At 71.6% G+C, this 24,960-nt stretch carries 24 protein-coding genes; 14 read left to right on the forward strand and 10 right to left on the reverse strand.

Annotation, left to right across the window (positions count from 1 at the left end):
• Positions 1-35: 35 nt before the first annotated feature.
• Positions 36-956, reverse strand: coding sequence for a proteasome assembly chaperone family protein (locus ACN28G_RS06865; protein ID WP_091436317.1), 921 nt, complete (start codon positions 954-956; stop codon positions 36-38).
• 246 nt (positions 957-1,202) lie between these two features.
• Between ACN28G_RS06865 and ACN28G_RS06870 the strand changes: the two genes are divergently transcribed.
• Both ACN28G_RS06870 and ACN28G_RS06875 read left to right on the forward strand, forming a co-directional pair.
• A complete protein-coding gene (locus tag ACN28G_RS06870) occupies positions 1,203-1,352 on the forward strand; it encodes a hypothetical protein (protein WP_175440502.1) in 150 nt (49 codons plus the stop codon).
• Positions 1,353-1,428: 76 nt separating this feature from the next.
• Positions 1,429-2,280 (forward strand): EcsC family protein, encoded by an 852-nt coding sequence (locus ACN28G_RS06875; protein ID WP_229688306.1) that lies wholly within the window; start codon positions 1,429-1,431, stop codon positions 2,278-2,280.
• A gap of 14 nt (positions 2,281-2,294) precedes the next feature.
• Here the strand turns inward: ACN28G_RS06875 and ACN28G_RS06880 are convergent, their stop codons facing one another.
• Both ACN28G_RS06880 and ACN28G_RS06885 read right to left on the reverse strand, forming a co-directional pair.
• The gene (locus tag ACN28G_RS06880; RefSeq protein ID WP_091436320.1) at positions 2,295-3,146 is read right to left on the reverse strand and encodes a GDSL-type esterase/lipase family protein; all 852 of its coding nucleotides are present in this window, start codon (positions 3,144-3,146) and stop codon (positions 2,295-2,297) included.
• Between the two features lie 123 nt (positions 3,147-3,269).
• Complete coding sequence (locus tag ACN28G_RS06885) at positions 3,270-3,869, reverse strand: antibiotic biosynthesis monooxygenase (protein WP_091436322.1); 600 nt, start codon at positions 3,867-3,869, stop codon at positions 3,270-3,272.
• Positions 3,870-3,983: 114 nt separating this feature from the next.
• On the opposite strand from ACN28G_RS06885, the gene ACN28G_RS06890 reads away from it, so the two are divergent.
• From ACN28G_RS06890 to ACN28G_RS06915, 6 genes are all read left to right on the forward strand, one after another.
• Positions 3,984-4,247 (forward strand): DUF6343 family protein, encoded by a 264-nt coding sequence (locus ACN28G_RS06890; protein WP_091436325.1) that lies wholly within the window; start codon positions 3,984-3,986, stop codon positions 4,245-4,247.
• A 12-nt stretch (positions 4,248-4,259) separates the two neighbouring features.
• Entirely contained in the window at positions 4,260-5,672 is a 1,413-nt protein-coding gene (locus ACN28G_RS06895; protein ID WP_091436326.1) for an NADP-dependent succinic semialdehyde dehydrogenase, read from the forward strand.
• 141 nt (positions 5,673-5,813) lie between these two features.
• Positions 5,814-6,779: a TIGR03885 family FMN-dependent LLM class oxidoreductase gene (locus tag ACN28G_RS06900; RefSeq protein ID WP_091436328.1), complete on the forward strand. Its 966-nt coding sequence runs from the start codon at positions 5,814-5,816 to the stop codon at positions 6,777-6,779.
• A gap of 25 nt (positions 6,780-6,804) precedes the next feature.
• Positions 6,805-8,376 (forward strand): Na+/H+ antiporter, encoded by a 1,572-nt coding sequence (locus ACN28G_RS06905; protein ID WP_091436330.1) that lies wholly within the window; start codon positions 6,805-6,807, stop codon positions 8,374-8,376.
• Positions 8,373-8,630, forward strand: coding sequence for a UBP-type zinc finger domain-containing protein (locus tag ACN28G_RS06910; protein ID WP_091436334.1), 258 nt, complete (start codon positions 8,373-8,375; stop codon positions 8,628-8,630). The genes ACN28G_RS06905 and ACN28G_RS06910 overlap by 4 nt, the downstream gene beginning before the upstream one ends.
• Before the next feature lie 95 nt (positions 8,631-8,725).
• A complete protein-coding gene (locus ACN28G_RS06915) occupies positions 8,726-10,153 on the forward strand; it encodes an Nramp family divalent metal transporter (protein ID WP_091436337.1) in 1,428 nt (475 codons plus the stop codon).
• A gap of 83 nt (positions 10,154-10,236) precedes the next feature.
• On the opposite strand, the gene ACN28G_RS06920 is transcribed toward ACN28G_RS06915, so the two are convergent.
• Complete coding sequence (locus tag ACN28G_RS06920) at positions 10,237-12,852, reverse strand: glycoside hydrolase family 9 protein (protein WP_421478721.1); 2,616 nt, start codon at positions 12,850-12,852, stop codon at positions 10,237-10,239.
• Between the two features lie 224 nt (positions 12,853-13,076).
• Here ACN28G_RS06920 and ACN28G_RS06925 point away from each other — a divergent pair, with 224 nt between their 5' ends.
• Complete coding sequence (locus ACN28G_RS06925) at positions 13,077-13,805, forward strand: PP2C family protein-serine/threonine phosphatase (protein WP_091436343.1); 729 nt, start codon at positions 13,077-13,079, stop codon at positions 13,803-13,805.
• A 6-nt stretch (positions 13,806-13,811) separates the two neighbouring features.
• Here the strand turns inward: ACN28G_RS06925 and ACN28G_RS06930 are convergent, their stop codons facing one another.
• Positions 13,812-14,477: a GOLPH3/VPS74 family protein gene (locus ACN28G_RS06930; protein WP_091436345.1), complete on the reverse strand. Its 666-nt coding sequence runs from the start codon at positions 14,475-14,477 to the stop codon at positions 13,812-13,814.
• Between the two features lie 254 nt (positions 14,478-14,731).
• Here ACN28G_RS06930 and ACN28G_RS06935 point away from each other — a divergent pair, with 254 nt between their 5' ends.
• Positions 14,732-16,246: an APC family permease gene (locus tag ACN28G_RS06935; RefSeq protein ID WP_091436347.1), complete on the forward strand. Its 1,515-nt coding sequence runs from the start codon at positions 14,732-14,734 to the stop codon at positions 16,244-16,246.
• Positions 16,247-16,321: 75 nt separating this feature from the next.
• The gene (locus ACN28G_RS06940) at positions 16,322-16,984 is read left to right on the forward strand and encodes a GNAT family N-acetyltransferase (protein ID WP_091436351.1); all 663 of its coding nucleotides are present in this window, start codon (positions 16,322-16,324) and stop codon (positions 16,982-16,984) included.
• A gap of 83 nt (positions 16,985-17,067) precedes the next feature.
• Here ACN28G_RS06940 and ACN28G_RS06945 read toward each other — a convergent pair whose 3' ends face one another.
• A complete protein-coding gene (locus tag ACN28G_RS06945; RefSeq protein WP_091436355.1) occupies positions 17,068-17,895 on the reverse strand; it encodes a SigB/SigF/SigG family RNA polymerase sigma factor in 828 nt (275 codons plus the stop codon).
• 178 nt (positions 17,896-18,073) lie between these two features.
• Positions 18,074-19,663 (reverse strand): phospholipase D family protein, encoded by a 1,590-nt coding sequence (locus tag ACN28G_RS06950; RefSeq protein ID WP_421480873.1) that lies wholly within the window; start codon positions 19,661-19,663, stop codon positions 18,074-18,076.
• Between the two features lie 134 nt (positions 19,664-19,797).
• Between ACN28G_RS06950 and ACN28G_RS06955 the strand changes: the two genes are divergently transcribed.
• The gene (locus ACN28G_RS06955) at positions 19,798-19,938 is read left to right on the forward strand and encodes a hypothetical protein (RefSeq protein WP_189021538.1); all 141 of its coding nucleotides are present in this window, start codon (positions 19,798-19,800) and stop codon (positions 19,936-19,938) included.
• A 56-nt stretch (positions 19,939-19,994) separates the two neighbouring features.
• On the opposite strand, the gene ACN28G_RS06960 is transcribed toward ACN28G_RS06955, so the two are convergent.
• The 3 genes from ACN28G_RS06960 to ACN28G_RS06970 form a co-directional block, all read right to left on the reverse strand.
• Positions 19,995-20,981, reverse strand: a complete 987-nt coding sequence (locus ACN28G_RS06960; RefSeq protein WP_091446250.1) for a pirin family protein — start codon at positions 20,979-20,981, stop codon at positions 19,995-19,997.
• Between the two features lie 5 nt (positions 20,982-20,986).
• Positions 20,987-21,469: a MarR family winged helix-turn-helix transcriptional regulator gene (locus ACN28G_RS06965; RefSeq protein WP_421478722.1), complete on the reverse strand. Its 483-nt coding sequence runs from the start codon at positions 21,467-21,469 to the stop codon at positions 20,987-20,989.
• Between the two features lie 153 nt (positions 21,470-21,622).
• Entirely contained in the window at positions 21,623-22,189 is a 567-nt protein-coding gene (locus ACN28G_RS06970) for a general stress protein (RefSeq protein ID WP_421478723.1), read from the reverse strand.
• A gap of 122 nt (positions 22,190-22,311) precedes the next feature.
• Here ACN28G_RS06970 and ACN28G_RS06975 point away from each other — a divergent pair, with 122 nt between their 5' ends.
• Entirely contained in the window at positions 22,312-24,168 is a 1,857-nt protein-coding gene (locus ACN28G_RS06975) for a glycoside hydrolase family 15 protein (protein ID WP_421478724.1), read from the forward strand.
• Complete coding sequence (locus ACN28G_RS06980; RefSeq protein ID WP_091436367.1) at positions 24,165-24,944, forward strand: glucose 1-dehydrogenase; 780 nt, start codon at positions 24,165-24,167, stop codon at positions 24,942-24,944. The genes ACN28G_RS06975 and ACN28G_RS06980 overlap by 4 nt, the downstream gene beginning before the upstream one ends.
• Positions 24,945-24,960 lie beyond the last annotated feature (16 nt).

Raw genomic sequence — 24,960 nt, forward strand, 5'->3', positions numbered from 1 at the left:
TCCAGCCTGCCCCATTCTCGGCCCCGGCCGGTGGATCAGCTGCCCGGGGTGTCACCCGGGCGGCTCTGCTCGGCCAGGAAGCGTTCCAGCTCGGCACCGAGCTCGTCGGCGGTGGGCAGCGGACCGTTCTCGGCGGCGAGCAGGTTCTTCTCGCCACGTCCTCGGGCGAACGCGTCGTACTGCTCCTCCAGGGCCTGGACCAGCGCGGCGGCGTCCTCGGTCTGGCCCACCTGCCGGTCGATCTCGACCCGGACCACCTCGGCGGCCGACCGCAGGTCCTCGGTGGGCAACAGCAGGCCGGTGCTGCGGGAGACCGAGGTGAGCAGCACCTCGGCAGCGGCCGGGTACTCGGTCTGGGCGACGTAGTGCGGCACGTGCGCGGCGAAGCCCAGCGCGTCCCGGCCGGCCTCGCCGAGCCGGAACTCCAGCAGGTGGCCGACGCTGCCGGGGACCTGCACCCGCTGCAACCACGGCTCGTGGCCGGCGATCAGGTCCCGCCGGGTGGCGTGCGCGGTCACCCCGGTCGGCCGGGTGTGCGGCACCGCCATCGGGATCGAGTTGAGTCCCACGGTCAGCCGGACGTCGAGGCGGGTGGCGAGCCCGGCCACGGCGGCGGCGAAGCGCTCCCACTGCAGGTCCGGCTCGGGGCCGGTGAGCAGGAAAAACGGGGTCTCGTCGTCGTCGTGCAGCAGGTGCAGGGCCAGCTGGGGCGCGTCGTAGGACTCCCAGTGGTCCTCGACGAAGGTCATCACCGGCCGGCGGGAGCGGTAGTCGAAGAGCTGGTCGACGTCGAAGGTGGCCACCGGGCGGGCCTCCAGCGAGGTGAGCAGCTGTTCCCGGGCCAGCCTGGTGGCGCTGCCGGCGTCGACGAAACCGGTCAGGGCCTGGATGAGCACCGGCTGACCGAGGTCGGGCAGCTCGTCGGCGAGTTCGTAGAGCTCGTGTGGGTCGAGCACCGGACGGGACCTCCCTGGGGCTGTGCGTACGGCGACCGCGCGGGCGGCCACCCGAACGGGGGAACGTACCCACCATCCTCGTGCATTCCTGAGCCGGCCGTGTCGCCGGCCGGCACCTGGAGATATGGAGCCTATCGTCCGACTTCTGCCGGGCGGACCCGCTCCGCGCCGGCGACACAGTGGACGGTTGGTGGTTGCCCCCACGGGGTACACATGACTGCGGGGTCGTCGACAGGAGGATATGAGATGTCAGCACTGATGCAGCGGATCAGCCGGTTCCTGAGTTCGCCGAAGGGTCAGCAGATGGTCGACCGGGGTCGCCGTGAGCTGGCCAAGCCCGGCAACCAGGACAAGCTGCGGCAGCTGGCCAGCCGGTTGTCCGGTCGGCGCCGCTGAGCCACTTGCGCCGCGGAGCCCGTCCGCGGCCGTCCGACCAGGTCCGTAAGCGTTCATCCGACCAGGGGAGCCATCCTTGACCGACTCCGTGCCTGTCGACGGAGAGTCCACCCTGCCGACGCCGTCGTCGGCCACCGGAGGCCCGGGGCCGTCCGGCCCCGTCCCGCCGGCCCCACGGTCACCGCAGGACCCACCGCCACCGGCGGCCCCGGCGGGCTCGCGCCCACCGGCGCAACCGGCCGGGGCCGCCGAGGACGCCCCGGAGGGGCCACCGGCCCGGCTCTGGGACCGGATGCGGGAGGATCCCCAGTACGCCCCGGAGCACCTGGCCCTGGAGGCGGTCCGCCGGCTCGGTCCCGAGGCCCGGCAGTGGGCCCGGAAGGTACGCGCCGAGCGGCCGGGGGCGACCCCGGAGGCCCTAGCCGAACTGGCGGTGAAGCGGTTCGTCAACCGGGCCCGGCTCTCCGGTGCCGTCTCCGGTGCCGCCGGCCTGCCCGGCGCGGTGATCGACGTCGGCGTGCTGGCCTGGACGCAGGCCCGCATGGTGCTGCACATCGCGGCGGCCTACGGGGTCGACCCGGAGCACACCGACCGCGCCACCGACCTGCTGGTCCTGCAGAAGGTGCACAAGGCCGCCGCGAGCGCCCGGTTGGCCCTCGGGGTGGCCGCCGGCCGGGAACGCGCCGGTGCGCTGTTCGGCACCGGGTCGCAGACCCCGCTGGGGCGGGTGATGCTGCGGTTGGGGGTCAAGCTGGCGCAGATGGCCGGGGTACGTGCCGCGAAGCGGGTCTTCGCCAAGATGGTGCCCGGCGCGGCGATCGTCCTCGGCACCTGGGCGAACTCGTCGGCCACCAAGAGCCTCGCCGATCGGTCCCGGGCGCTCTACCGGGACGCCGCGGCCGGCGACCCGCAGGCCCGCCCGGACTGATCCGCCCGGCGCGGTCAGTCGGCGAGCCGGGCGGCCCGCCAGGTCACCTCGGCCAGCCGGTTCTGCCCGGCCACGCTGGGGTGGAACCAGTCCAGCCGGTTGACCATGTCCGGAGTGAATCGGACCCGGTGGGCGGCACCGCCGTCGTACCGGCAGCGGGAACCGTACGCCCGGCAGGCGGCGGAGAGTTGGTCGTTGTACGCGTCGATCCGCTTGCCGAACCTCGCCCGGCGGTTCTTGGCGGCCTGCTCCGTCGAGGTCGGGTCGGCTAGCAGGGCGGGACAGATGCCGGTGCGCCAGGCCCGTACCGCGCGACTGTCGGTGTGCCCGATCTCCCAGAGCCGGTTCAGGTCCGGGATGCTGACCACCAGCACCCGGGCCTTGGGCCGCCCCTTGCGCAGCGTCCGCAGGCCCTGGTCCACCTGCTCGCGGAAGGTCGCCACCGGGGTCATCTGGTCGATGTCCTGTCGGCAGGCGTCGTTGGCGCCGATCAGTACCGTGACGTAGTCGGCCTTGGCGCGTACGGCCGCGTCGGCCTGCTTGGCCAGGGCGGCGGCCCGCGCGCCCGACTCGGCGTGGTTGGTCGCCCGGCCGCGGATCTTCGGATCCTGGTCGACCAACCGGCGGTAGAGACTGTCGACCCGGACGCCGTCCCCGGTCGACCAGGAGTTGCGTTCGCACGCGGTGAGCACCAGGCAGGAGGCGAAGCCGGTGGTGACCGAGTCGCCGAGGGCGGCGATGGAGCCGGGGCCGCCGCTGCCCGGCGGGTCGTCCGACGGGCGGGGAGCGGCGGTGCCGTCGCCCTCGCAGGCGAGCGCGGCCAGCGCCAACAGGCAGACGACGGCGGTGGCCCAACGTCGAGGCATGGCTTCCCCGGCTGGCATGGCTTCCCCGTCCGGCATCGAGAGCTACGGGCAGGTAACCCTATGTGTCCGACCGGGGTGGCGGGGTGGTCGATGTCGGGTATCCGGCACTTTCTGGCGGAAAGGTCAGCGGTCTGCTACCCGCCAGGGGGCGGGCTGGCCGTGCAACCACCAGTGCAGCCAACGGGTGATCCGGGGCAGCACCAGGTAGGTCATCAGCGGCGTCAGGCAGAGGGTGATCAGCAGGGTCCGGGCGGCCAGCGCGGCGTCCGGAAGCAACCAACCGACCAGCAGGTTGGCGGCCAGACTCAGCGGAAAGAACGCCAGCCAGATCGTCACCGCCTGTTTCCACCGGGGCGGGGACGGGATCGGCCCGGCGGCCAGGCCCGGCTCGTGCACGACCTGCTCCAGCGGCGGGTCGAACCAACCCTCGATCCCGGTCCGTCGCTCGACCCGGGTGTGCTCGACCATGCCCTGCGCGGAGGTCAGCCACCAGTTCCGCTGCGGCGATTCCTCCCAGTGCCGCAGCGTGTCGGCGTCGGCGAAGCGGTAGAGCATGTGCCACTGGGCCGAACCGGGCGCGTTGCGGACCCACCCCGCGCCGAGGAAACCGGGGAAGGCCTCCGCCAGCGCCGTGCCGGCCCGCATCCACGCCACCATCTCACTGGTACGACGAGGATCGGCGCGTCGGGTGATGGCGACGGTCACCGGTACCAGGTGGGTCATGGCATCATCTTCGTCGCCACCTGCCCGGACCACCACGGCGACGCGGTGTGATCCTGGCCCGCCGTGCGTCGCCGGGCGTTGGTTAACGGCGACGATCCGGGGTAGCTCGACAGGATGACGCGATCACAGCCCCGGCGTGCCCGAGGCACCGTCGGTCACGCCAACAGTGCGCTCAACCTCCGGTTCGCCCTGGCCAGCTTCGGTCTGGTCAGCATGACCGTCTTCGCCGTCCTCGCCTTCACCGCCGGGGTGGCGTGGCTCGGCGTGGCCTGCGCGGTCCTCGCCGTGGTGGCCGTGCTCGACCTGGTCGTCATCCAACGCCGCCGGATCGCCCGCCGCCGCGAGGAACCCGGCACACGCCACTCACTCTTCGAGTGACAGGAGTACGAGATGTCCATCGCCACCGTCAACCCCGCCACCGGTGAGGTGCTCAAGACGTACGACCCGATGTCGGACGAGCAGGTCGACGCGGCCATCGACCGGGCCGACCTGGCCTTCCGGCAGCTGCGCGGCACCTCGATCGCCCAGCGGGGCGACTGGTTGCGCGCCGCCGCCGACCGGTTGGAGGCCGACCGCGACGAGATCGCCCGACTGATGACCACCGAGATGGGCAAGACGTACGCCGCGGCGAAGGCCGAGGTGACCAAGTGCGCCGCGGCCTGCCGGTTCTACGCGGCCAACGCCGCCCGGATGCTCGCCGACGAGCCCGCCGACGCCCGCGCCGTGGGCGCCACCCGGGCCTTCGTCCGGTACCAGCCGATCGGGCCGGTGCTGGCGGTGATGCCGTGGAACTTCCCCCTCTGGCAGGTCATGCGGTTCGCCGCACCGGCCCTGATGGCCGGCAACACCGGCCTGCTCAAGCACGCCTCGAACGTGCCGCAGACCGCCCTGCTGATGGAGGACCTGTTCCGGCGGGCCGGGTTCCCCGAGGGGGCGTTCGGCACCCTGCTGGTCGGCTCGGACGCCGTGGACCGGATCCTGAGCGACCCCCGCGTACGGGCCGCCACGCTTACCGGCAGCGAGGCCGCCGGGCGGTCCATCGGCGCGATCGCCGGTCGGGAGTTGAAGAAGACCGTGCTGGAACTCGGCGGCAGCGACCCCTTCGTGGTGATGCCCTCGGCCGACGTGCGGCGGGCCGCCGAGGTCGCCACCACGGCCCGCTGCCAGAACAACGGGCAGTCCTGCATCGCCGCCAAGCGGTTCATCGTGCACACCGACGTCTTCGACGACTTCGCCCGGGCGTTCGCCGAGCGGATGTCCGCGCTGCGCCTCGGCGACCCGATGGACGAGCGCACCGACGTCGGTCCGCTGGCCAGCGAGCGGGGCCGCGACGAGATCCACGCCCAGGTACGCGACGCGGTCGAGCACGGGGCCACCGTGCTCTGCGGTGGCGAGGTCCCCTCCGGCGCCGGGTGGTTCTACCCGCCGACGGTGGTGACCGACCTGACCCCGCAGATGCGGATGTGGGCCGAGGAGGTGTTCGGCCCGGTCGCCGGCCTCTACCGGGTGTCGTCGTACGACGAGGCGATCGAGGTGGCCAACGGCACCAGCTTCGGCCTGGGCTCGAACGCCTGGACCACCGACCCGTCCGAGCAGGAGCGCTTCGCCACCGACCTGGACGCCGGCAACGTCTTCGTCAACGGGATGACCACGTCCTTCCCGGAGCTGCCGTTCGGCGGGGTGAAGAACTCCGGGTACGGCCGCGAGCTGTCCGCCCTGGGCATGCGGGAGTTCTGCAACACCAAGACCGTCTGGGTGGGCGACGGCTCGGCGGTGGCCGGCGCCGGCTCGCACGCCGAGTAACCCACCCCGCACCCGCCGCGCACCGGTGCCGCCCGCCGCGCCGCACCTGTAAGGAAGGGCCCCTTCCTATACAGAAAGCGTTAACAGGGGGCCCTTCCTTACAGGTATGGGTGGGGGGTGGGGTGGGTAGGAGTGGCGGCCATGACGGTGTTCGGCTTTCACGCGTCCCACGAGCAGATCCACCCGCGCGCCCTGCTGGAGGCGGTGATCCACGCCGAGCGGGCCGGTTTCGACGCCGCCATGTCGTCGGACCACTTCGCGCCCTGGAGCGAACGCCAGGGCCAGTCCGGGTTCGCCTGGTCCTGGCTGGGCTCCGCCCTGCAGGCCACCAACCTGTCCTTCGGCGTGGTCAACGCGCCGGGGCAGCGCTACCACCCGGCGATCATCGCCCAGGCGATCGGCACCCTCGGCGCGATGTACCCGGGCCGGTTCTGGGCCGCCCTGGGCAGCGGCGAGAACGCCAACGAGCACATCACCGGCGAGGTGTGGCCCCGCAAGGAGCTGCGCAACGCCCGGCTGCGCGAGTGCGTCGAGGTGATCCGGGCGCTGCTGGCCGGCGAGGAGGTCAGCCACGACGGGCTGGTCCGGGTCGACCGGGCGAAGCTGTGGACCCGGCCGGAGCAGCCGCCGGCGCTGATCGGCGCGGCCACCAGCGTGGCCACCGCCCGCTGGTGTGCCGAGTGGGCCGACGGGCTGATCACCGTCAACGCCCCGGTGGCGCACCTGCGGCAGATGATCGACGCGTACCGGGACGCCGGTGGGCGGGGCCCGCTGCACCTGCAGGTGCACCTGAGCTGGTCACCGGACGAGCGGGAGGCCTTCGAGCTGGCGTACGACCAGTGGCGCAGCAACGTCTTCGCCCCGCCGGTCTGCTGGGACCTGGCCACCCCGGAGCACTTCGACGTGGTGTCGCAGGAGATCTCCCGGGAGAAGCTCGCCGAGGTGGTCCACATCTCCGCCGACCTGGGCCGGCACGTGGGCTGGTTGGAGGAGTACGTGGCGTTGGGCTTCGACCAGATCGCGCTGCACCACGTCGGGCAGGAGCAGCGGGCCTTCATCGACACCTTCGGGGCGGAGGTGCTGCCGAAACTGCGCACCGCGGGGTGAGGGTCGCCGCCTAGGCTCATACCTCATGGAGGCCCTCTTCGAGGTCGTGGTCCTGCTGGCGGTGGCCGCCCTCGGCGCGGCCCTGGCCCGCCGGTTCGGTCTGCTCGCCCCGATCGTGCTGGTGGTGATCGGCCTCGCGCTGTCCTTCGTGCCGGGCTTCCCGCACCTGCGGATCGAGCCGGACTTCGTCCTGGTCGGGGTGCTGCCACCGCTGCTCTACGTGGCGGCGCTGGAGACCTCGGTACCGGCGTTCCGGCTCAACCTGCGGCCGATCCTGCTGCTCGCGGTCGGGTTGGTGATCTTCACGGCGTTCGCGGTCGGTCTGGTGGTGCACCTGCTGTTGCCGGCGGTGCCGTTCGCGATCTGCCTGGCCCTCGGCGCGGTGGTCGCCCCGCCGGACGCGGTCGCGGCCAGCGCGGTGGCCCGGCGGATCGGGCTGCCGCGGCGGGTGGTGACCATCCTGGAGGGGGAGAGTCTGGTCAACGACGCCACCGCGCTGGTGCTGCTGCGGGTGGCCTCGATGGCGGCGATCGGCTCGGCGGTGAGCGTCGGCGAGGTGGCGCTCGAGGTGGTCCGGGCGGCCGGTGGCGGCGTCCTGGTCGGGGTGGTCGGCGTGGTCCTCTTCAGCTTCCTGCACGGGCGGATCAGCGATCCGCTGCTGGACAACGCGCTGTCGCTGCTGATCCCGTTCGCGGTCCTGCTGGCCGCCGAGACGATCGGCGCCTCCGGGGTGGTCGCCGTGGTGGTGACCGGCCTGGGCATCGGGCACAAGCTGCCGGTGCTGCTCTCGGCGGCCTCCCGGTTGCAGGTAGGCGCGTTCTGGCGGCTGGTCCGGTTCGTGTTGGAGGGCCTGGTCTTCCTGCTGGTCGGCCTGCAGCTGCGGGACCTCGTCCTCGGCCTCGGTGAGCCGTTGGGCACCCTGGTCGGGACCACCCTGGCGGTGCTGGCCACGGTCTTCCTGGCCCGTTACGTCTGGGTCTTCCCGGCGACCTACCTGGCCCGGCTGGTGCCGAAGGTGCGCCGGCGGGACCCGGCACCGCCGGTGCGGATCCCGATGGTGGTCGGCTGGGCCGGGATGCGGGGGGTGGTCACCCTGGCCGCCGCGCTCGCCCTGCCACTGACCCTGGACGAGGGGGAGTCGTACCCCCGACGGCTGTTCATCTGGTTGGCCTTCGCGGTGATCGTGGTGTCGCTGGTCGCCCAGGGTGCGACCCTGCCGGCGGTGGCCCGGCGACTGCGGCTGCCCCCCGACGACCCGGTGCAGGACGCCCTGGCCGCCGCCGGGGTCCAGCAGCAGGCCAGCCGGGCGGCCCAGGAGCGGCTGGACGAGTTGGCCGGCAGCGCCCCCGACTCGGTGGTGGAGCGGTTGCGCTGGCTGTCGGAGTTCCGGGCCAACCTGGCCTGGGAGCAGTTGGGTGGTGGCGCCCAGGAGACCCCGTCACAGGCGTACGGTCGACTACGACAGGAGATGATCGACGCGGAGCGGGAGGTCTTCCGGACCGCCCGCGACTCCGGTCGGATCCCCGAGGAGGTGCTCGTGCGGGCCTACCGTGACCTGGACCTGGAGGAGTCGTTGTTGCGGCGGGACGACCAGTGAGCTGTCGGCACCTGACCGAGGCGGGCACCGCCGAGCCGGAGACCACCGAGGTCTGCCCGGAGTGCGTGGCCATCGGCAACGACCACTGGGTGCACCTGCGCTCCTGCCTCACCTGCGGGCACGTGGGGTGCTGCGACTCGTCGCCGTACCGGCACGCCCGGGCCCACTTCGAGCAGTCGGGTCACCCGGTGATGCGCTCGGTGCAGCCCGGCGAGGCGTGGCGCTGGTGCTTCGTGGACCAGGAGATCGGCTGACCTCACCGTCGGGCGGCCATTCATACATCGGCAAGGTTTCATGTCCGGTCGGGGGCGGGTAGCCAGGGGCACACCCCACCCGTCGGAGGTCCCCGATGCCGCAGACCGCAGCCGATCGATTTCCCACCCGCCACCTGCCCGGTGTCACCGTCCGGGAGCTGCCACCACCGCCGGGCTCGGCCTGGCCGATCATCGGCCCGGGGGTGATCGCCGCCGGGGTGGGGCTGGCCTCCGGTGAGTTCGTCCTCTACCCGTACATCGCCTCGCAGGTGGGGCTGGTCTTCCTCTGGGCGGCGGCGGTCGGCATCGTCACCCAGTGGTTCCTCAACATGGAGATCGAGCGGTACACCCTGGCCACCGGGGAGACCGCGCTTACCGGCTTCTCCCGGTTCTGGCGGCACTGGGGACTGGTCTTCGCCGTGATGGTCTACTTCGCCAACCTCTGGCCCGGCTGGGCGTCCAGCTCGGCGACGATGGTGACCTACCTGGTCGGCGGGGACGTCACCTGGATCTCGATCGGCATGCTGCTGGTCATCGGCGCTACCCTCACCCTCGCCCCGGTGGTCTACCAGGCGTTGGAACGGGTCGAGTTCGTCAAGGTCGGCCTGGTGGTGCTCTTCATCGGCGTGGCGGTGGTCTTCGCCATCTCCGCCGACACCTGGGGTGAGCTGCCGCGGACGGTCACCGCACCGGACTTCCCGACGGAGCTGGGCTTCGCCCTGATGCTCTCCGCGCTGGTCTTCGCCGGCGCCGGCGGCGGGCAGAACCTGGTGCAGTCCAACTGGATCCGGGACAAGGGCTACGGCATGGGCGCGTACGTGCCCCGACTGGTCAGCCCGGTCACCGGGCGGGAGGAGGCGGCCGGTGGCGCGGCCGGCTTCGTCTTCGAGCCGACCGAGGAGAACCTGCGCCGGTGGCGGCGCTGGTGGCGGCTGGCCAACCGGGAACAGCTGGTCACCTTCGTGCTGATCTCGTTCGTGACCATCACCCTGATGTCGATGCTCGCCTACTCGACCGTCTACGGGGTGCCCGGCCTGGCCAACAGCGTGTCGTTCCTGGAGGTCGAGGGCAACCGCCTCAAGGAACTGGTCGGACCGTGGTTCGGCACCCTGTTCTGGCTGATCGGCGCGCTCTCGCTGTTCGCCGCCGCGCTCGGCATCGTCGACTACACCAGCCGGCTCGCCGCCGACGTGCTCAAGACCTCGTACCTGCGGGGACGCTCGGAGAGCCGGATCTACTTCGCCCTGGTCTGGGGCCTGGTCGTGATCGGCTGCCTGATCCTGCTCGCCGGCCTGAGCCAGCCCCTGCCGCTGCTGGTGATCTCCGCCTGCGTCGGTGGGCTGATGATGTTCGTCTACTCGATCCTGCTGCTGGTGCTCAACCGACGGGTGCTGCCCGAGCAGATCCGTCCGCGCCGCTACCGGGTGGCCGCGCTGATCTGGGCGGTGCTGCTCTTCGGCGTCTTCTCCGTGCTGACCATCTGGCAGCAGGGCGGCGAGCTGCTGCGGTGGCTGGGCCGCTGAGGCCCGGGGCGCACGCGCCGGTGCCGCCGCCCGACGAGTTGCGGGAGGCGGCACCGGCCGTGCTCGGTGGTGCCGGTGGGAGGTCAGGAACAGGCCTTGCCGTTCAGGGTGATCAGACCCGGTGCGGGGTTGGCGCCGCCGCCGGTGGTGGCGTTGAACCCGAACGTCACCGTGCCGCCGGGGGCGATCCGGGCGTTGTACGACTCGTTCTTCGCGCTCAGCGTGGCCCCGCTCTGGCTCGCCCTGGCCAGCCAGGCCTCGCGCAGCTTCTGGTCACCGGTGAAGGCGAACCGGGCGGTCCAGCCGTCGACCGTGCTGGTGCCGGTGTTGCGGATGGTCACCTGGCTGGTGAAGCCGCCACCGCCGGCCCAGGTGCCGTAGTTGACGTACTCGGCGGTGCAGGTGGAGCGGGCCGGCGCCGGGGCGTCGTCCTGGTCGGCGAGGAAGGAGGCGATCCAGGCCAGCGCCGAGTTCCAGTTGATCGCCACCTCGTTCGTGGAGTACGAGGCGATGTCGTCGACGTAGCAGAACATCGGCTCGCAGCCGGGCAGCAGCGCGGCGACGAACGGGTCCTGCAGGGCGGCGTTGGCGCCACCGGCGAGCGAACCGGCGGGCGGGTTCGGCAGGGACGGGTCGGACTGGTTGCCGAACATCCGGCTGTGCTGGTTCTTGGCGTGGTGCTCGCCCCAGCCGGTGACGTAGGAGATGTTGAGCGCGTTGCGGCCGAGGAGGTAGTCCATCGCCTGCACCGCGCCGTCGCGGTACTTCGCGTCACCGGTCAGGTCGAAGGCGGTGGCCAGCACCACCGCGTTGTTGATGATGTTGCCGTTGGCGCCCCAGAAGTAGCTGTTCGCATCGCCCGGCATCGGCAGCCCGTACGCCTGGTCGGCGATCTCGGCCAGGTACTCGTCGGCGGCCCCGGTGACCGAGGCGCGGATCCGGGTGCGCTCGGCGGCCGGCAGGCCACTGGGCACGGTGGCCAGGTCGAGCCGGCCGAGGGCCGCGACGCCCTGCCAGCTGAAGCCGCGCGCGTCGAAGACGTCTGCGGTGTGGTGCGGCGAGGCGGTCAGGTCGGTCAGGTACTTCTGCTCGCCGGTGGTGAGGTACAGCTCGGCCGCCGCCCAGTAGAACTCGTCGGTGACGACGCTGTCGTCGTACGCGCCGCCGCCGGTGGAGTCGGCGGGGCTGGCGTACCGGGCGGGGTTGGCCTTGGCCGCCGCGTAGGCGGTCCTGGCCGCGGTGCCGCAGCGGGTGGCGAACGCCGCGTCGTAGGGGGCGAAGAGCCGGGCGCACTGGGCGGCGGTGGCGGCCATGTTCAGCGTGGCCGCGGTCGACGGCGGGTGCAGCTCCCGGGGCTCCGGATCGTCGGCCGGGTCCAGCGGCAGGCCGGTCCAGTTCCGGTCGTGGATCTTGTGGTGCACCATCCCGGCCAGCGGCTTGCCGGTGGGCACCTGCATGCGCAGCAGGAACTCCAGCTCCCAGCGGGCCTCGTCGAGGATGTCCGGCGTGCCGTTGCCCCGCTCGGGCACCCGCAGGGTGTTGTCGCCGAGCGCCGCCCCGCCGTCGGCGGTGGCCGCGGTCTTGGTGCGCTCGAAGGTGTTCAGCAGCTGGTACGTGGCCAGGCCGCCGTTGACCACGTACTTGCCGTGGTCGCCGGCGTCGTACCAGCCACCCCGCACGTCCAGCCGGTAGTCGCAGACCCTGGCCTGGCAGGGCACGTCGACGTCACCCTGGTTGGGGGCGACGCCCAGGTGCCCGGCGGGCCGGGCGTACTCCTCGCCGATCAGGTCGCCGTCGATCTCGATGCCGCTGCGCTGGGCGTAGAAGAACTGCAACGAGTCGGAGCGCAGCTGGTCGTAGACGGTGCCGGAGATGTCGAACGGGTGGCTGGTCTCGCCGTCGGCGACCAGTGTCAGCCCGGTCCCGGCGGTGCGGTAGGCGGAGAAGTCGACGCTGTGCACGTTCTGCCCGGAGGCCTCGTCGACCCCGCGCGGGGTGCTCCGGCCGCTGGCCAGCACCGCGCCGGTCGCGGAGGTGAGCTGCCAGGGCAGCGCCTCGGTGGCCGCGGTGACGATGGTGGCGTTCTTCGGGCCGCCCGGCAGGTAGCCGACCTGGTTGACCCGGACCCGGGGGCCGGTGTCCGGCTCGTACGGCTCGGGCGCCTCGCCGCCGCGCAGCGAGACGTTGTCCAGGCAGAAGGTCTGCGCCGCGGCGCTGCCGCCGATCTGGAAGATCAGTTGGGCGGAGGGGTTGCCCTCCGGGACGGTGAAGGTCTGTTCGACCCGCTCGCCGGAGTTGCCGGCGGTGGCGTCCACCGTGGCGTACGAGGTGTACGGCGGCCCACCGAGCTGCAGCACCGCCTTGATGGCGGTGCCCGGGTCGGCGGTGGCGTCGAAGCCGAGGGTGTACTCGGCGCCGGCGATCAGCGGGATGCCCTCCTGGCCGATTCCGGCGTCCCAGGGGTTGGCCAGGCCACCGGGTACCGTGGTGCAGAGTTTCCCGTCGGTCACCTGCAGCGCGCCGGTGCCGAAGGAGAACCAGGGGCTGACCCCTTCGCCGAAGTCGCCGTTGCGGACCTGTTCGGGGGCGTCCGGTGGGACTTCGGCGCCGGCCACGCCGGCGGTGGTGCCGGTGAGGGCCAGTGTGCTCGCGGCGGCCAGCAGCGCGAGCCGGCCGCTGCGGCGTCTCAGTGACGTCACGTGGGTTCCTTCCGGGGGTGGCAAGGTGGGGGAGATCGCCTGGGAGCGCTCCCAGGCGATGGATCGATATTTCCAGCAGGTGACGGGCGTGTCAATTGACGCAGCTTGATTTCTTCCCCGACCTGCCCGAACCGGTCCGTCGGTCAGTGAGATTCGCCGCGCCACGCCGGGTCGTCGTGATCTCCTAGAGACAACTACGCCCTTCGCCTGGCAGGCTTCCTCCCATGACCCTGAAGCTGCGTTCCGTGGGGGCGAGCGACCGTGGGCTGATCCGCAGCGGAAACCAGGACGCCCACCACGCCGGATCCTGGCTCGTCGCCGTCGCCGACGGCATGGGCGGGATGGCCGCCGGTGATCTCGCCAGCACCATCGCCATCGAGGCGGTCGGGCCGTTGGACCTGGAGACACCCGAGGACGCGCTGGTGGCCGCCCTGCAGAGCGGCATCGACCTGGCGACCCGGCGAATCCGGCAGGCGGTCGACGAGGACTCCGACCGGCGGGGCATGGGCACCACCCTGACCGCCCTGCTCTTCGCCCGTACCGGCAGCTGCCTCGCGCTGGCGCACATCGGCGACTCGCGGGCGTACCTGTTCCGGGAGGGGGTGCTCAAGCAGATCACCCGCGACGACACCTTCGTGCAGATGCTCGTCGAGCAGGGTGTGATCACCGCCGACCAGGCCAGCAGTCACCCCCGTCGGGCCGTGGTGACCCAGGCGTTGCAGGGCGACGAGGTCTCGCCCACCTACGCGACCATGGTGCCCTGGGCCGGTGACCGCTGGCTGCTGTGCAGCGACGGTCTGTCCAACGTGGTGCGCCCGGACACCCTGGCCGAGGTGCTGGCCGGGCATCCCGACCGCACCGAGTGCGCCGGGACGCTTATCGACCTGGCCCTGCGGGCCGGTGGGCCAGACAACGTCACCGTCGTCGTGGCCGACGTGGTCGACGAGGCGTGAGCCGGGTCAGCGGCGTACCTGCACGGCGGTGCTGGCCACCGCGGAGTCGACCGCGCTGAGCAGTGACTGCAGCACCATCGGCAGGTGCTGCCGACCCGCGTCGATCCGGTCGGACACCGACCGGTCCACCAGCGTCAGCACCTTGACCAGGTTGCCGGCCCGGGTCAACGCGGCCAGCGTCGCGGTGGTGGTGTCCAACGGGCGGTGGTCCTGCTGGAGGCTGGCCGCCAGTCGTACCCGGGGGGCGGCCACCTGGTTGGGGTTGACCCCGGGCCAGCGTACGGACATCCGCAGGCTCAGACCCCGGCTCTCCTCCCGGCGTACCCACCCGCCACTGACCAACCGGGTGCCCACCCGTTCCCGAATCTGCATCTCGTCGCGGATGAATGCCAACCAGAGCCGGGTCGAGTGTCCGCTGCCCCGCCGGAGAATCTCGCCGAGCACGAGGTCGGTCAGCGGTTCCTGACGGGGTTGGTTGTCCAGGGCGACCACCGCGGCGTTCTCGATGGACAGTCGCCCGTCGAGAATGAGTTCGGCGAGGGCCGCGCCGGCCAGCGCGGTGTCGAGAACTTTCGCCGCCGCCAGGGGCTTGCCGGTGAAGTCGTCGTGCCCGATAAGGAAGAGTTCATCGGCCAGGCGCATTACGGACGGGCCGTAATTGGCATTGGTCATCCTCAGCCTTCCGAGGGAATGGGCATACGGGTGCAGCAGCCGACATCGGATCGTACGGCAAGATCACTGAAGGTTCAACCATGTTGATCCAAAGTGACGAAACGAGTAGGGAATGACCGAGTTGTCCTAGCTTCCGGTTCGTCCGGACGGAATGAACCACAGTGGACGAACATCTTGTGAGGGGCTGAAAACAGCCCTACTCTTCGATGGTTCCAGTCCGTGGATCATCCCTGCCCCCATCTTGGAGCCAATCCATGTCTGCCGACGAGTTCCCCTTGGACAGCGGCCTGCGTCGCGGCCGGTTGGGAACAGCACACCTCGTCTTCTTCACCGTCGCGGCATCCGCGCCACTGACCGTTCTCGGTGGTGGGGTCACCACCATGTACGCCGTCAGTGGAAACGTCGGGGCGGCCCTTTCCTACCTTCTGCTCGCCGTCGTCCTGGGGCTTTTCGCGGTCGGTTACGCGGCGATGAGCAAGTACGTCGCCAACGCCGGCGCCTTCTACGCGTACATCGCCAACGGAATCGGGCGCTCCGCCGGAGTGGCCGGCTCGTTCATCGCCCTGGCCGCCTACAACGCCATTCAGATCGGGCTCTACGGACTCTTCGGGGCGATCTTCGGCGACTTCATGGCGACGAAGTTCTCCGTCGAGTTGGACTGGTGGGTCTGGGCCCTCGTCTCCTGGGCGGTGGTCGGCGTGCTGGGCCTGCTGCAGGTCGACCTGAACGCCACCGTGCTGGCGATCCTGCTGGTGCTGGAGTGCGTCGCGGTCGTCATCTTCGACGTGGTCGCCCTGGGCAACCCGGCCGGCGGCAGCATCACCCTGGACGGGCTGGCACCCGGCAACCTCTTCGCCGCGGGACTCGGCGCCGTGCTGGCACTGGGCATCGCCTCGTTCACCGGCTTCGAGTCCGGCGCGATCTACAGCGAGGAGGTGAAGGACCCGCGGACCACGGTGGCCCGGGCCACCTACATCACCGTCGCCTTCACCGGCCTCTTCTACGCCTTCTCGGCCTGGGCGCTTACCGTCTCCACCGGCCCGCAGAACGCCCAGGCCGCCTCCGCCGAGGCGGGACCGGGAGTGATCTTCGGTGCGCTGGCCGAGCACGCCGGCACGACGGTCGCCGACATCGCCAACGTCCTGTTCATCACCTCGGTACTGGCCGCGCTGCTGTCGTTCCACAACGGCGTGGCGCGGTACCTGTTCGCGTTGGGCCGGGAGCGGGTGCTGCCGGCCTTCCTGGGGCGCGCCGGCCGGCGTACCGGCGCGCCGGTCAGCGGTTCGCTCACCCAGAGCGTGCTGGCCGTGGTGGTGGTGTTGGCCTTCGCCTGGGCCGGACGGGACCCGATCATCGACCTGTTCACCTGGTTCAGTGGGGTGTCCGCGGTCGGCGTGGTGCTGCTGATGACGCTGACCTCCGCCGCGGTGGTCGGCTACTTCCGTAGTCGGCGTTCCGGCCCGGAGACCGCCTGGCAGCGGGTCGTAGCACCGGTGGCGGCCACCGTTTCGCTGCTGCTGATCCTGGTCGTCCTGGTGGTGAACTTCGACGCGTTGCTCACCCCGGACACGCCGCCCGCGCTGCGCTGGCTGCTGCCGGCAATCGTGCTGCTGGCCGCCGCCGTCGGGCTGGCCTGGGGGGCCGTGCTGCGGGCCAACCACCCCGAGGTGTACGCCGGAATCGGTCGTGGCGCGATCGAGGAGGGGCTGCCCGAGCCCAGCCTGCACCCGACCCCCGCGCCGGCGCACCCGTACCCCGCCCGGCGGTGAGCCCGTGCGGGCCGGCCCGACAGCCGGCCCGCACGGCCCCGCGTCCGTCCCCCTGGTGTTTGGAGCAAGACGACGATGTCCCGTTCAGTTGCTGCCGTCCGGCCGGCCACCTCGGTCGCCGACGTCGAACAGGCCACCCGGATCTTGGCGGAGGCCTTCCTGCCGGACCCGGTCAGCCGGTGGATCTTCCCCGACGACGCCGCCCGTGCGCGGCTGCATCCGGCCTTCTTCCGGCCCTTCGCCGAACTGGCGCTCGCCGACGGTGAGCTGCACCTGACCGACGACGGCAGCGGGGTCGCCCTCTGGCTGCCGTTCGAGGGTCACCCCACCCCGTCCGGTGGACCAGCCGGCGCTGGTCCGGCGGACGGGGGCGCACCGGGCGACGGTGAGTCCGGCGACGACGAGTTGTCCGCCGTGCTGGCGGCGGCGATCGGCCCGGAGCACGCCAAGCGGTTCGCGGTGCTGGACGCCCTGATGGCCGCCGACCATCCGACCCGGCCGCACAGCTACCTGCCGTTCATCGGGGTGCGCCCGGACCGTCAGGGTGCCGGCGCCGGCGCGGCACTGCTGGAGCACCAGCTCGCCCAGCTCGACGCGACCGGCACCGCCGCCTACCTGGAGGCGAGCACCCTGCGCAGCACGAACCTCTACCACCGGTACGGCTTCCGCCGGACCGCCACCACCCTGGACGTGCCGCAGGGGCCGACCCTCTACCCCATGTGGCGGGACCCGACCTGACGAGACACGACGGTGGGCCGACTGGTCGTGGGACACGACGGTGGGCCGGGTCTCCGTTGACCCGGCCCACCGTCGAACCTGTGTCAGTAGGTGCCGTCGAGCTGCCCACGCAGCTTGGTAAGCGCCCGGGCCAGCAGCCGGGACACGTGCATCTGCGAGACGCCGATCTGGCCGGCGATCTGCGACTGGGTGAGGTTGCCGTAGAAGCGCAGGGTGAGGATCTTCTGCTCGCGCTCGTCGAGGGTGGCCAGCGCCGGGCCGAGGGCGACCCGCAGCTCGGCCAGCTCGAACTCGCCGTCCTCGCCGCCGAGCATGTCGCCCAGCTCGGTCGCCCGGTCACCGTCACCGGTCGGGGTGGAGAGCGACACCGCGTTGTAGGCGCGGGCACCCTCCAGGCCTTCCAGGACCTCTTCCTCGGTGAGCTTGAGGTGGGCGGCGATGTCGGCGACCGTCGGCGAGCGGCCCAGGGTCTGCAGCAGCTGGCTGTTGGCGTCGGAGATCGCCAGGCGCAGCTCCTGCAGGCGGCGGGGGACCCGGATGTCCCAGGTGCGGTCCCGGAAGTGCCGCTTGAGCTCGCCGATGATGGTGGGGATCGCGTAGCCGGCGAAGTCGACACCACGGGTGGGGTCGAACTTGTCGATGGCCTTGATCAGCCCCACGGCGGCGGTCTGGGCCAGGTCGTCGGTCGGCTCGCCACGCCCGCTGTAGCGGTGGGCGAGGTGGTTTGCCAGCGGCAGCCAGGCCTCGATGGCCCGGTCCCGCAGGGACGTCCGGGACGGGTGGCCCGCCGGCAGCGCGGCCATGGCGTTCAGCAGGTCGCTGGCGCTGTCGGTGAGCGACCGGGGGTCCAGCTTCTCCGGCCGGGTCGCGGTGGCTCTCGTGGCCTGCTCGTGAATCGTTGGCGCGGTCATGGTGGTCCTCCCTGCACCTCGTCCGCGGATAAAGACGTGACGCGTTTGGTTTAACTTGAGATGTCCGTTCGGGAGCAACCTTAGCCTGATCGGGCCCGTGAAATCCAGCCGAAAGGCTGATGTACTTAAGTGATTTCAACTCACTAAGCGGTCATATCGGGCGTTTGGCTTCGGATGGTCACCAGGTTCCGGCGAGTCGAGCCCGGAGCGGACGGCCATCCGGGTCGTAGAACAACCGGTAGGCGGGCAGCGCCCAGGCCCGGGTGTGCCAGGGCAGTCGCCGCGGGCGGTGTGGCCGCAGCCGGCCGGGTGGACGGGGTCCGACCCGCCCGCCGTCGTACCACCGTTGCAGGGCCTCGGCGGCCTCGCTGATCGCCCGCACCGCGCGCTCCGGGGCCAGCAGGTCGGCGTCGTCGGCGCCGTCCGGGTCCCGGTCCAGGTGCTCGCGCCACAACCGCAGCCGCAGGTCACGGGCGAAGGTCCGGGCTCCGTCACCCCGCCCGGCCGGATCGTGAGGACTGCGGGTGTCCCGGGTGTCGTCGAGCACGGCACAGGACAACTCGCTGTCGTGGGTCCAGGATCGGCGGTTGAAGTTGTCACTGCCCACGCTGGCCCAGACGTCGTCGACCACGCAGACCTTCGCGTGCACGTAGACCGGGGTCCCCTCGTGGTTCTCCACGTCGAAGACGTGCACCCGGTCCGGGGCGGCCTTCTCGCACAGCGCCAGCGCCTGCTCGCGCCCCACCATGTTCGGCGGCAACGCCAGCCGGCCGTCCACGTCCGGATGGCGGGGGACCACCGCCACCAGGTGCAGCCTCGGATTGTCCCGCAGGGCGTTGGCGAACAGGTCGGCCACCTCGGTGGACCAGAGGTACTGGTCCTCCAGGTAGATCAGCCTGCGGGCCCGGCGGACGGCCTTGGTGTAGCCCCGGGCCACGGTGCGTTCCCCGTCGGGGGCGAAGGAGTACCGGGGGCGCACCGCCGGATAGGTGCGCAGCACCTGGACCTGGTGCGGGCCGCAGGGCGGCGGGTCGGCCGGCTGGTCGGGCAGCGGGTCGGGGCGCAGGTCCGCCCCGCGCAGCCGGTCCCGTAGATAGGCCATCGGGTTCTCCGAGTCCAGCGGCATCGGGTCGGTCCACCGCTCCCGGAAAGCGGTGTCCAGCGCGCCGACCGCCGGCCCCCGGATCGCCAACTGCACGTCGTGCCACGGGGGACGGTCGCCGTAACGGGGCGACATCCGGATCGCCTGTGGGTCGCCGTGGTGCTCCGCGTCGTCCCGCCGGCTGTGGCAGAGGTCTATCCCACCGGCGAACGCGATGTCCCGTTCCGGGGCGTTCGGATGGCGCAGCACCACCAGTTTCTGGTGGTGCGACCCGCCGCGGCGGACCCGCTGGTCGAGCAGTACCTCCCCACCGGCGGCCGAGACCGTCTCGCTGAGGCTGCGGTTCTCGTGGTGGCTGTAGGCCAGGACGTCCAGGTGCGAACGCCAGATCAGGCCCTTGACCACCACCTGGCGCTGGGCGGCCCGGGCGAACACCTGGGCCACCGTCGGGCCGTCCGGGCGTAGCCGCTGGTCCGGGTCGCCCCGCCAGTCGGTGAAGAAGAGGTGGTCACCGGCGGTCATCGCGTCGACCGCACGGGCCAGGCGATCGAAGTACGCCGCGCCGTGAATCAGCGGCTCGGCCAGGTTTCCGCTGCTCCAGACGGGTAACCCAGAGGCCGGGTTGGCGCGTTCGGCAGCAGTGAGAAACCAGTCCTGCGTCGGCACGTTCCAGCCTCCAGAGGTCGACACCGTCCTCACGGTAGGACCCCCGCCGTGGGCCCGCACGCTGACCGGCGTCTGCGCCTGATCGTGCCCGCCCGTCGGCGGCCACCCGACGCGACAACCGAGGAGGCCCCACCATGCCCATGGAAACCACTCCCAACCCGACGACGGCGGTGACCGAGGAGCCCGAGCAGGCGGTGGAGAGCGAGGGCGGCGCCCTGGTGGCGGTGCTGCTGATGGTGATCCTCGGGGTGGCCGGGATCTTCGCCGTCTCCTGACCCCAGCCGGCGGGCGCCCCGGGGATCCGGGCCGCCCGCCCACGCAGATCGGCAGGTCAGGGGCGGGAACCCTGGCCGCCGGTGTGCGGCAACCGCTCGGCGGGCACCACGCCGAGCTTTCCGGCCTGGAAGTCCTCGACGGCCTGGATCAGCTCCGCACGGGTGTTCATCACGAATGGCCCGTAGTGTGCCACCGGCTCCCGGATCGGCTGACCGCCCATGATGTACAGGTCCAGCGCCGGGGTGTTGCCGTCCTGCCGGTCGTCCGCGGTGACCCGTAGTGCGTCGCCTGGGCCGTGTACCGCCAACTGTCCGGTGTGCACCGGACGACGGTCGGTGCCGACGGTGCCCCGACCGCCCAGCACGTAGACCAGCGCGTTGAAGTCGGCGCGCCAGGGCAGGTCCAGCTGCGCGCCGGGCTGGAGGGTGACGTGGGTGATGGTGATCGGGGTGTGCGTCGAGCCCGGCCCCCGGTGCCCGGCGATCTCCCCGGCGATCACCCGGATCAGCGCGCCCCCGTCCGGCGTGGTGAGCAGTGCGGACTCCCGGCCCCGGATGTCCTGGTACTTCGGTTGGCTCATCTTGGCCACCCGGGGCAGGTTGACCCAGAGCTGGAGGCCGTGGAAGAGGCCCCCGCTGGTGACCAGGTGCTCCGGCGGCGCCTCGATGTGCAGCAGGCCGCTGCCGGCGGTCATCCACTGGGTGTCGCCGTTGGTGATGGTGCCGCCGCCACCGTGGGAGTCCTGGTGGTCGAAGACGCCGTCGATGATGTAGGTGACCGTCTCGAACCCGCGGTGCGGGTGCCAGGAGGTGCCCTTGGGCTCACCAGGGGCGTAGTCCACCTCGCCCATCTGGTCCAGATGGATGAAGGGGTCCAGCTCGTGCATGGGCACGCCGGCGAAGGCCCGGCGGACCGGGAAGCCCTCGCCCTCGTAGCCGCTGGGCGCGGTGATCAGCCGGGTGACCGGCCGGTAGTCGGTGGCCTCGTCGAGGCGGGGCAGCCGGGGCAGGACGAGGACGTCGTCGACGGTGACAGCGGGCATCGTGATCACTCCTGACGTGTGGTGGTCGACGCGTCGCGGGCGGCGCGCAGGCGGTTGCCGAGTCGGGTGAAGACCCGGGTGAGGCAGGCGATCTCGGCGTCGTCGAGGTCGTCCATCAGGTGGTGCCGGACCGAGGCCAGGTGGTGCGGGGCGGCCTCGCGCAGGGTGAGCAGACCGGCGGCGGTGAGCACCGCCTCACTGCCCCGACCGTCCTCGGCGCAGGACTGCCGGGCCACCAGGCCGCGCCGGGACATGGTGGAGATCTGGTACGTCAACCGGCTGGGTGAGAAGACCAGCCGGCTGGCCAGGTCACCCATCCGCAGGCGTTGCCCGGGTGCCTCGGAGAGCAGCACCAGCACGTGGTAGTCGGCGAAGCTCAACCCGCTGTCGGCGCGCAGATCCTCCTCCAACTGGGTGGAGAGTCGCTGGCTCGCCTCGATGTAGGCGCGCCACGCGGCCATCCGCGCACTGTCCAGGCTCTCGGTCATGTGGGCTACAGTAGCACTCTTTCAAATTTTGACAACCCCGCTGCCGTGAGCGTGAGCTGGGCCACGGGAAGATGACGGGGAAGCTTTCTTGCACTTTGAAAGGTGCCGGCGGACCCCGGGACATCCGAGGTCCGCCGGCCGGTCGGGCGCGGGTCAGCCGGTGGGCTGCTGGTGCAGCCGGCCCAGCAACTGCCGGGCCTGGTCGGCAACCTGCGCGTCGACGGTGACCGCGTACTGACCGGCACGCAGTGAACTGGCCGAGGTGAAGTCGCGCTGCCCACCGGACATCGCGTGCGCCACCGCGCCGAACACCGCGCCCCAGATCGCCCCGATCACCAGCCCGACCAGGATCACCGCCAGCCAGTTGCCGACCGTGAAGATCCCGAAGAGCAGGCCGATGAAGAGACCGAACCAGGCGCCGGTACCGGCGCCGATCAACGCCGCCCGGCCGGTGTTCAGCCGCCCGAGCACCGTCTCCACCAGGGTGAGGTTCGTCCCGACGATGGCGGTGTGCTCCACCGGGAACCGATTGTCCGCCAGGAAGTCCACCACCCGTTGGGCGGACGGATAGTCCGGGTACGAACCGATCGTCACCGCCGGTGCGCCGACGTCGGGTCCGTGCCCGTTCCCACTGGGCGCGCTGGGCCAGCCCGCCGGCCCGGACGGAAGGTTGGTGCCGCCGGGCTGCCAGGCCGTTCTGGTTGTCGGGCCACTGGTCATGAGCAACCTCCTTCGGTCCCGCGTCGCCTTCCCGCCCGGCCCGACGGGGTAACCCGGGGCCGGGGTCGGATGTCGGCCCCCGACCGGGGAATGCTGCCCCGGCGGCCCGGGTAGCCACGCACGTGGACAGCGGACGAATCAGCGAACACGGCTTCCTGGCCGACGGCCGCAGCGCGGCCCTGGTGGACCGGGCCGGGTCGGTGAACTGGTGGTGCCCGGAGCGCTTCGACGCCCCGTCGGTCTTCGGGCGGATCCTGGACGACGACGCCGGTCACTGGTCGATCCGGCCGGTCGACGCCTTCAGCGTGGACCGGTCCTACCTCGACGACACGCTCGTGCTGCGTACCGTCTTCACCACCCGGCACGGGGCGGTCGCGGTGACCGACGCGTTGGCGCTCGCGCCGGACGTACGTGGACACGAGATCGGCCTACGCTCGCCGGGAGTGCTCGCCCGGGTCGTCGAGGGGCTCTCCGGTGAGGTGCCGATGCGGCTGCACTACCGGCCCCGCTTCGAGTACGGCCGGGTCACCGCCTACCTGGTCGGCCGGGACGAGGGCGTGGACCGGCACGTCGCCGGTGCGGTGGGCGTCGCCCGGATCGACGCCACCGCGGGGGCGGCCCGCCTGACGCTGCGTGGCGAGGTGCCGATGACCTGCGGCGAGGGGGAGGCCACCGCCGAGTTCACCGTCTCGGCCGGACAGCGGTACCGGTTCAGCCTCGGCTACGCGCCCACCTACGACGGTGGGCCGCCCCCCATGCCGGACGCCGGGCAGGTGGTCGCGAACGCGACGGCCGGCTGGCGGTCGTGGGCCGGGCTGCACGACTACCGTGGGCGCTACCGTGACCAGGTCCGGCGCAGCGCGATGGTGGTGCAGGGAATGACGTACCAGCCCAGCGGCGCGGTGGTGGCCGCCGCCACGACCAGCCTGCCGGAGCAGCTCGGCGGGGACCGCAACTACGACTACCGCTTCGTCTGGGTCCGCGACTTCAGCCTCACCCTGCAGGCGCTCTGGCGGGCCGCCTGCCCGGACGAGGCCAACCGGCAGTTCTCCTGGGTCGCCCGGGCGATGGGCCGCATCGGCGACGAACCGGTGCCCATCATGTACGGCGTCCAGGGCGAACGCGACCTCACCGAACACCGGCTGGACCACCTGCGCGGGTACGCCGACAGCCAGCCCGTCCTCGTCGGCAACGACGCGTGGCGGCAGCGGCAGACCGACGTACTCGGTGAGGTGCTCGACGCGGCCTGGTTGATGCGGCACTACCTGGACCCGATGGAGCCCGAGGTACGGCAACTGCTGCGGGCACTGGCCGACCAGGCGACCCGGGCCTGGCGGGAGCCGGACGCCGGCATGTGGGAGGCGCGCGACGCCAACCGGCACTACGTGTCCTCGAAGGTGCAGTGCTGGACGGCGCTGGACCGGGCGGTACGTTTCGGTCCCCGGCTCGGCGACGCCGGTGAGGTCGCGGGCTGGGCGGCGGCGCGCGACGAGGTTCGCGACGCGGTGCTGACCCGGGGGTGGCACGCGCCGCTCGGCGCGTACACCGGGGCCTTCGACTCCGCTGAGCTGGATGCCTCGGTGCTGCTCATGCCGCTGGTGGGTTTCCTGCCCGCCGACGACGACCGGATGCTCTCCACCATCGAGGTGATCGAGCGGCGACTGTCCCACGACGGCTTGCTCCGACGCTTCGACGGCGATCCGGCCGGCTTCGTCATCTGCTCGTTCTGGCTGGTGGGCTGCCTGGCGCTGGCCGGTCAGCGGGACCGGGCCGGCCGGCTCTTCGAGCAGTTGGCCGCCCGCACCAACGACCTGGGCCTCTTCGCCGAACAGATCGACCAGGTCACCTCGGAACAGCTCGGCAACTTCCCGCAGGCGTTCAGCCACATCGGGCTGATCAACGCCGCGGGCCGACTGACCGAGGCGGACGAACAACCCGTGCCGGTCGGTGCGGGTCGGAGGGAAGGAGCACGCCGATGACCGGACGACTGGACGGACGGACCGCGCTGATCACCGGTTCGGACTCGGGGATCGGGCAGGCGACGGCGATCGAGTTCGGCCGGGAGGGCGCCGACGTGGTGGTGCACTACCTGCACGACCACGACGGTGCCAACCACACCCGGCAGCAGGTGGAGGCCGCCGGCCGGCGGGCCACGGTGATCCAGGGTGACATCAGCGACGAGGCTCAGGTGGAGGCGATGTTCGACGAGGCGTTGGACTCCTTCGGCAGCCTGGACATCCTGATGAACGACGCCGGGGTGGACGCCTCCGGCATCCAGGTGGCCGACCTGGACACCGAGACCTGGGACCGGGCCATCCGGACCAACCTGTACGGCACGTTCTTCTGCTCGCGGCGGTTCGTACGGCACCGCCGGGACCAGGGCGGCCGGGGCAAGATCATCAACATCACCTCGGTGCACCAGGAGGTGGCCCGGGCCGGTGGTGCGGACTACGACTCCAGCAAGGGTGCGATGCTCGAGTTCGCCAAGAGCCTGGCCCTGGAGGTCGCCCCGATGCACCTGAACGTGAACAACATCGGTCCCGGGATGGTGCTGACCCCGTTCAACCAGGAGGCCATCGACAACCCGAAGTACCTGGACGAGCAGGTGCAGAGCATCCCGTGGAAGCGGGCCGCGCAGCCGCAGGAGATCGGTAGGTTGGCGGTCTTCCTGGCCAGCGACGACGCCGACTACGTCACCGGCTCGACGTACTTCATGGACGGCGGGCTGATGCAGAACCAGGGTCAGGGCGCCTGAGGGCGGCCCCCTGTCG

This window comes from Micromonospora sp. WMMA1923 (assembly GCF_049179195.1).
In the GTDB taxonomy this organism is placed as follows: Bacteria; Actinomycetota; Actinomycetes; order Mycobacteriales; family Micromonosporaceae; genus Micromonospora; species Micromonospora yangpuensis.

Excerpts from the sequence above, each read along its gene's own strand:
- ACN28G_RS06885 (WP_091436322.1), bottom strand. The coding sequence starts at position 3,869 with ATGACCCACCTGGTACCGGTGACCGTCGCCATCACCCGACGCGCCGAT.
- ACN28G_RS06925 (WP_091436343.1), top strand. The coding sequence starts at position 13,077 with ATGACCCTGAAGCTGCGTTCCGTGGGGGCGAGCGACCGTGGGCTGATC.
- ACN28G_RS06965 (WP_421478722.1), bottom strand. The coding sequence starts at position 21,469 with ATGACCGAGAGCCTGGACAGTGCGCGGATGGCCGCGTGGCGCGCCTAC.
- ACN28G_RS06905 (WP_091436330.1), top strand. The coding sequence starts at position 6,805 with ATGGAGGCCCTCTTCGAGGTCGTGGTCCTGCTGGCGGTGGCCGCCCTC.
- ACN28G_RS06930 (WP_091436345.1), bottom strand. The coding sequence starts at position 14,477 with ATGACCAATGCCAATTACGGCCCGTCCGTAATGCGCCTGGCCGATGAA.
- ACN28G_RS06955 (WP_189021538.1), top strand. The coding sequence starts at position 19,798 with ATGCCCATGGAAACCACTCCCAACCCGACGACGGCGGTGACCGAGGAG.
- ACN28G_RS06870 (WP_175440502.1), top strand. The coding sequence starts at position 1,203 with ATGTCAGCACTGATGCAGCGGATCAGCCGGTTCCTGAGTTCGCCGAAG.
- ACN28G_RS06960 (WP_091446250.1), bottom strand. The coding sequence starts at position 20,981 with ATGCCCGCTGTCACCGTCGACGACGTCCTCGTCCTGCCCCGGCTGCCC.
- ACN28G_RS06890 (WP_091436325.1), top strand. The coding sequence starts at position 3,984 with ATGACGCGATCACAGCCCCGGCGTGCCCGAGGCACCGTCGGTCACGCC.
- ACN28G_RS06900 (WP_091436328.1), top strand. The coding sequence starts at position 5,814 with ATGACGGTGTTCGGCTTTCACGCGTCCCACGAGCAGATCCACCCGCGC.
- ACN28G_RS06935 (WP_091436347.1), top strand. The coding sequence starts at position 14,732 with ATGTCTGCCGACGAGTTCCCCTTGGACAGCGGCCTGCGTCGCGGCCGG.
- ACN28G_RS06895 (WP_091436326.1), top strand. The coding sequence starts at position 4,260 with ATGTCCATCGCCACCGTCAACCCCGCCACCGGTGAGGTGCTCAAGACG.
- ACN28G_RS06970 (WP_421478723.1), bottom strand. The coding sequence starts at position 22,189 with ATGACCAGTGGCCCGACAACCAGAACGGCCTGGCAGCCCGGCGGCACC.
- ACN28G_RS06940 (WP_091436351.1), top strand. The coding sequence starts at position 16,322 with ATGTCCCGTTCAGTTGCTGCCGTCCGGCCGGCCACCTCGGTCGCCGAC.
- ACN28G_RS06880 (WP_091436320.1), bottom strand. The coding sequence starts at position 3,146 with ATGCCTCGACGTTGGGCCACCGCCGTCGTCTGCCTGTTGGCGCTGGCC.
- ACN28G_RS06980 (WP_091436367.1), top strand. The coding sequence starts at position 24,165 with ATGACCGGACGACTGGACGGACGGACCGCGCTGATCACCGGTTCGGAC.
- ACN28G_RS06915 (WP_091436337.1), top strand. The coding sequence starts at position 8,726 with ATGCCGCAGACCGCAGCCGATCGATTTCCCACCCGCCACCTGCCCGGT.
- ACN28G_RS06945 (WP_091436355.1), bottom strand. The coding sequence starts at position 17,895 with ATGACCGCGCCAACGATTCACGAGCAGGCCACGAGAGCCACCGCGACC.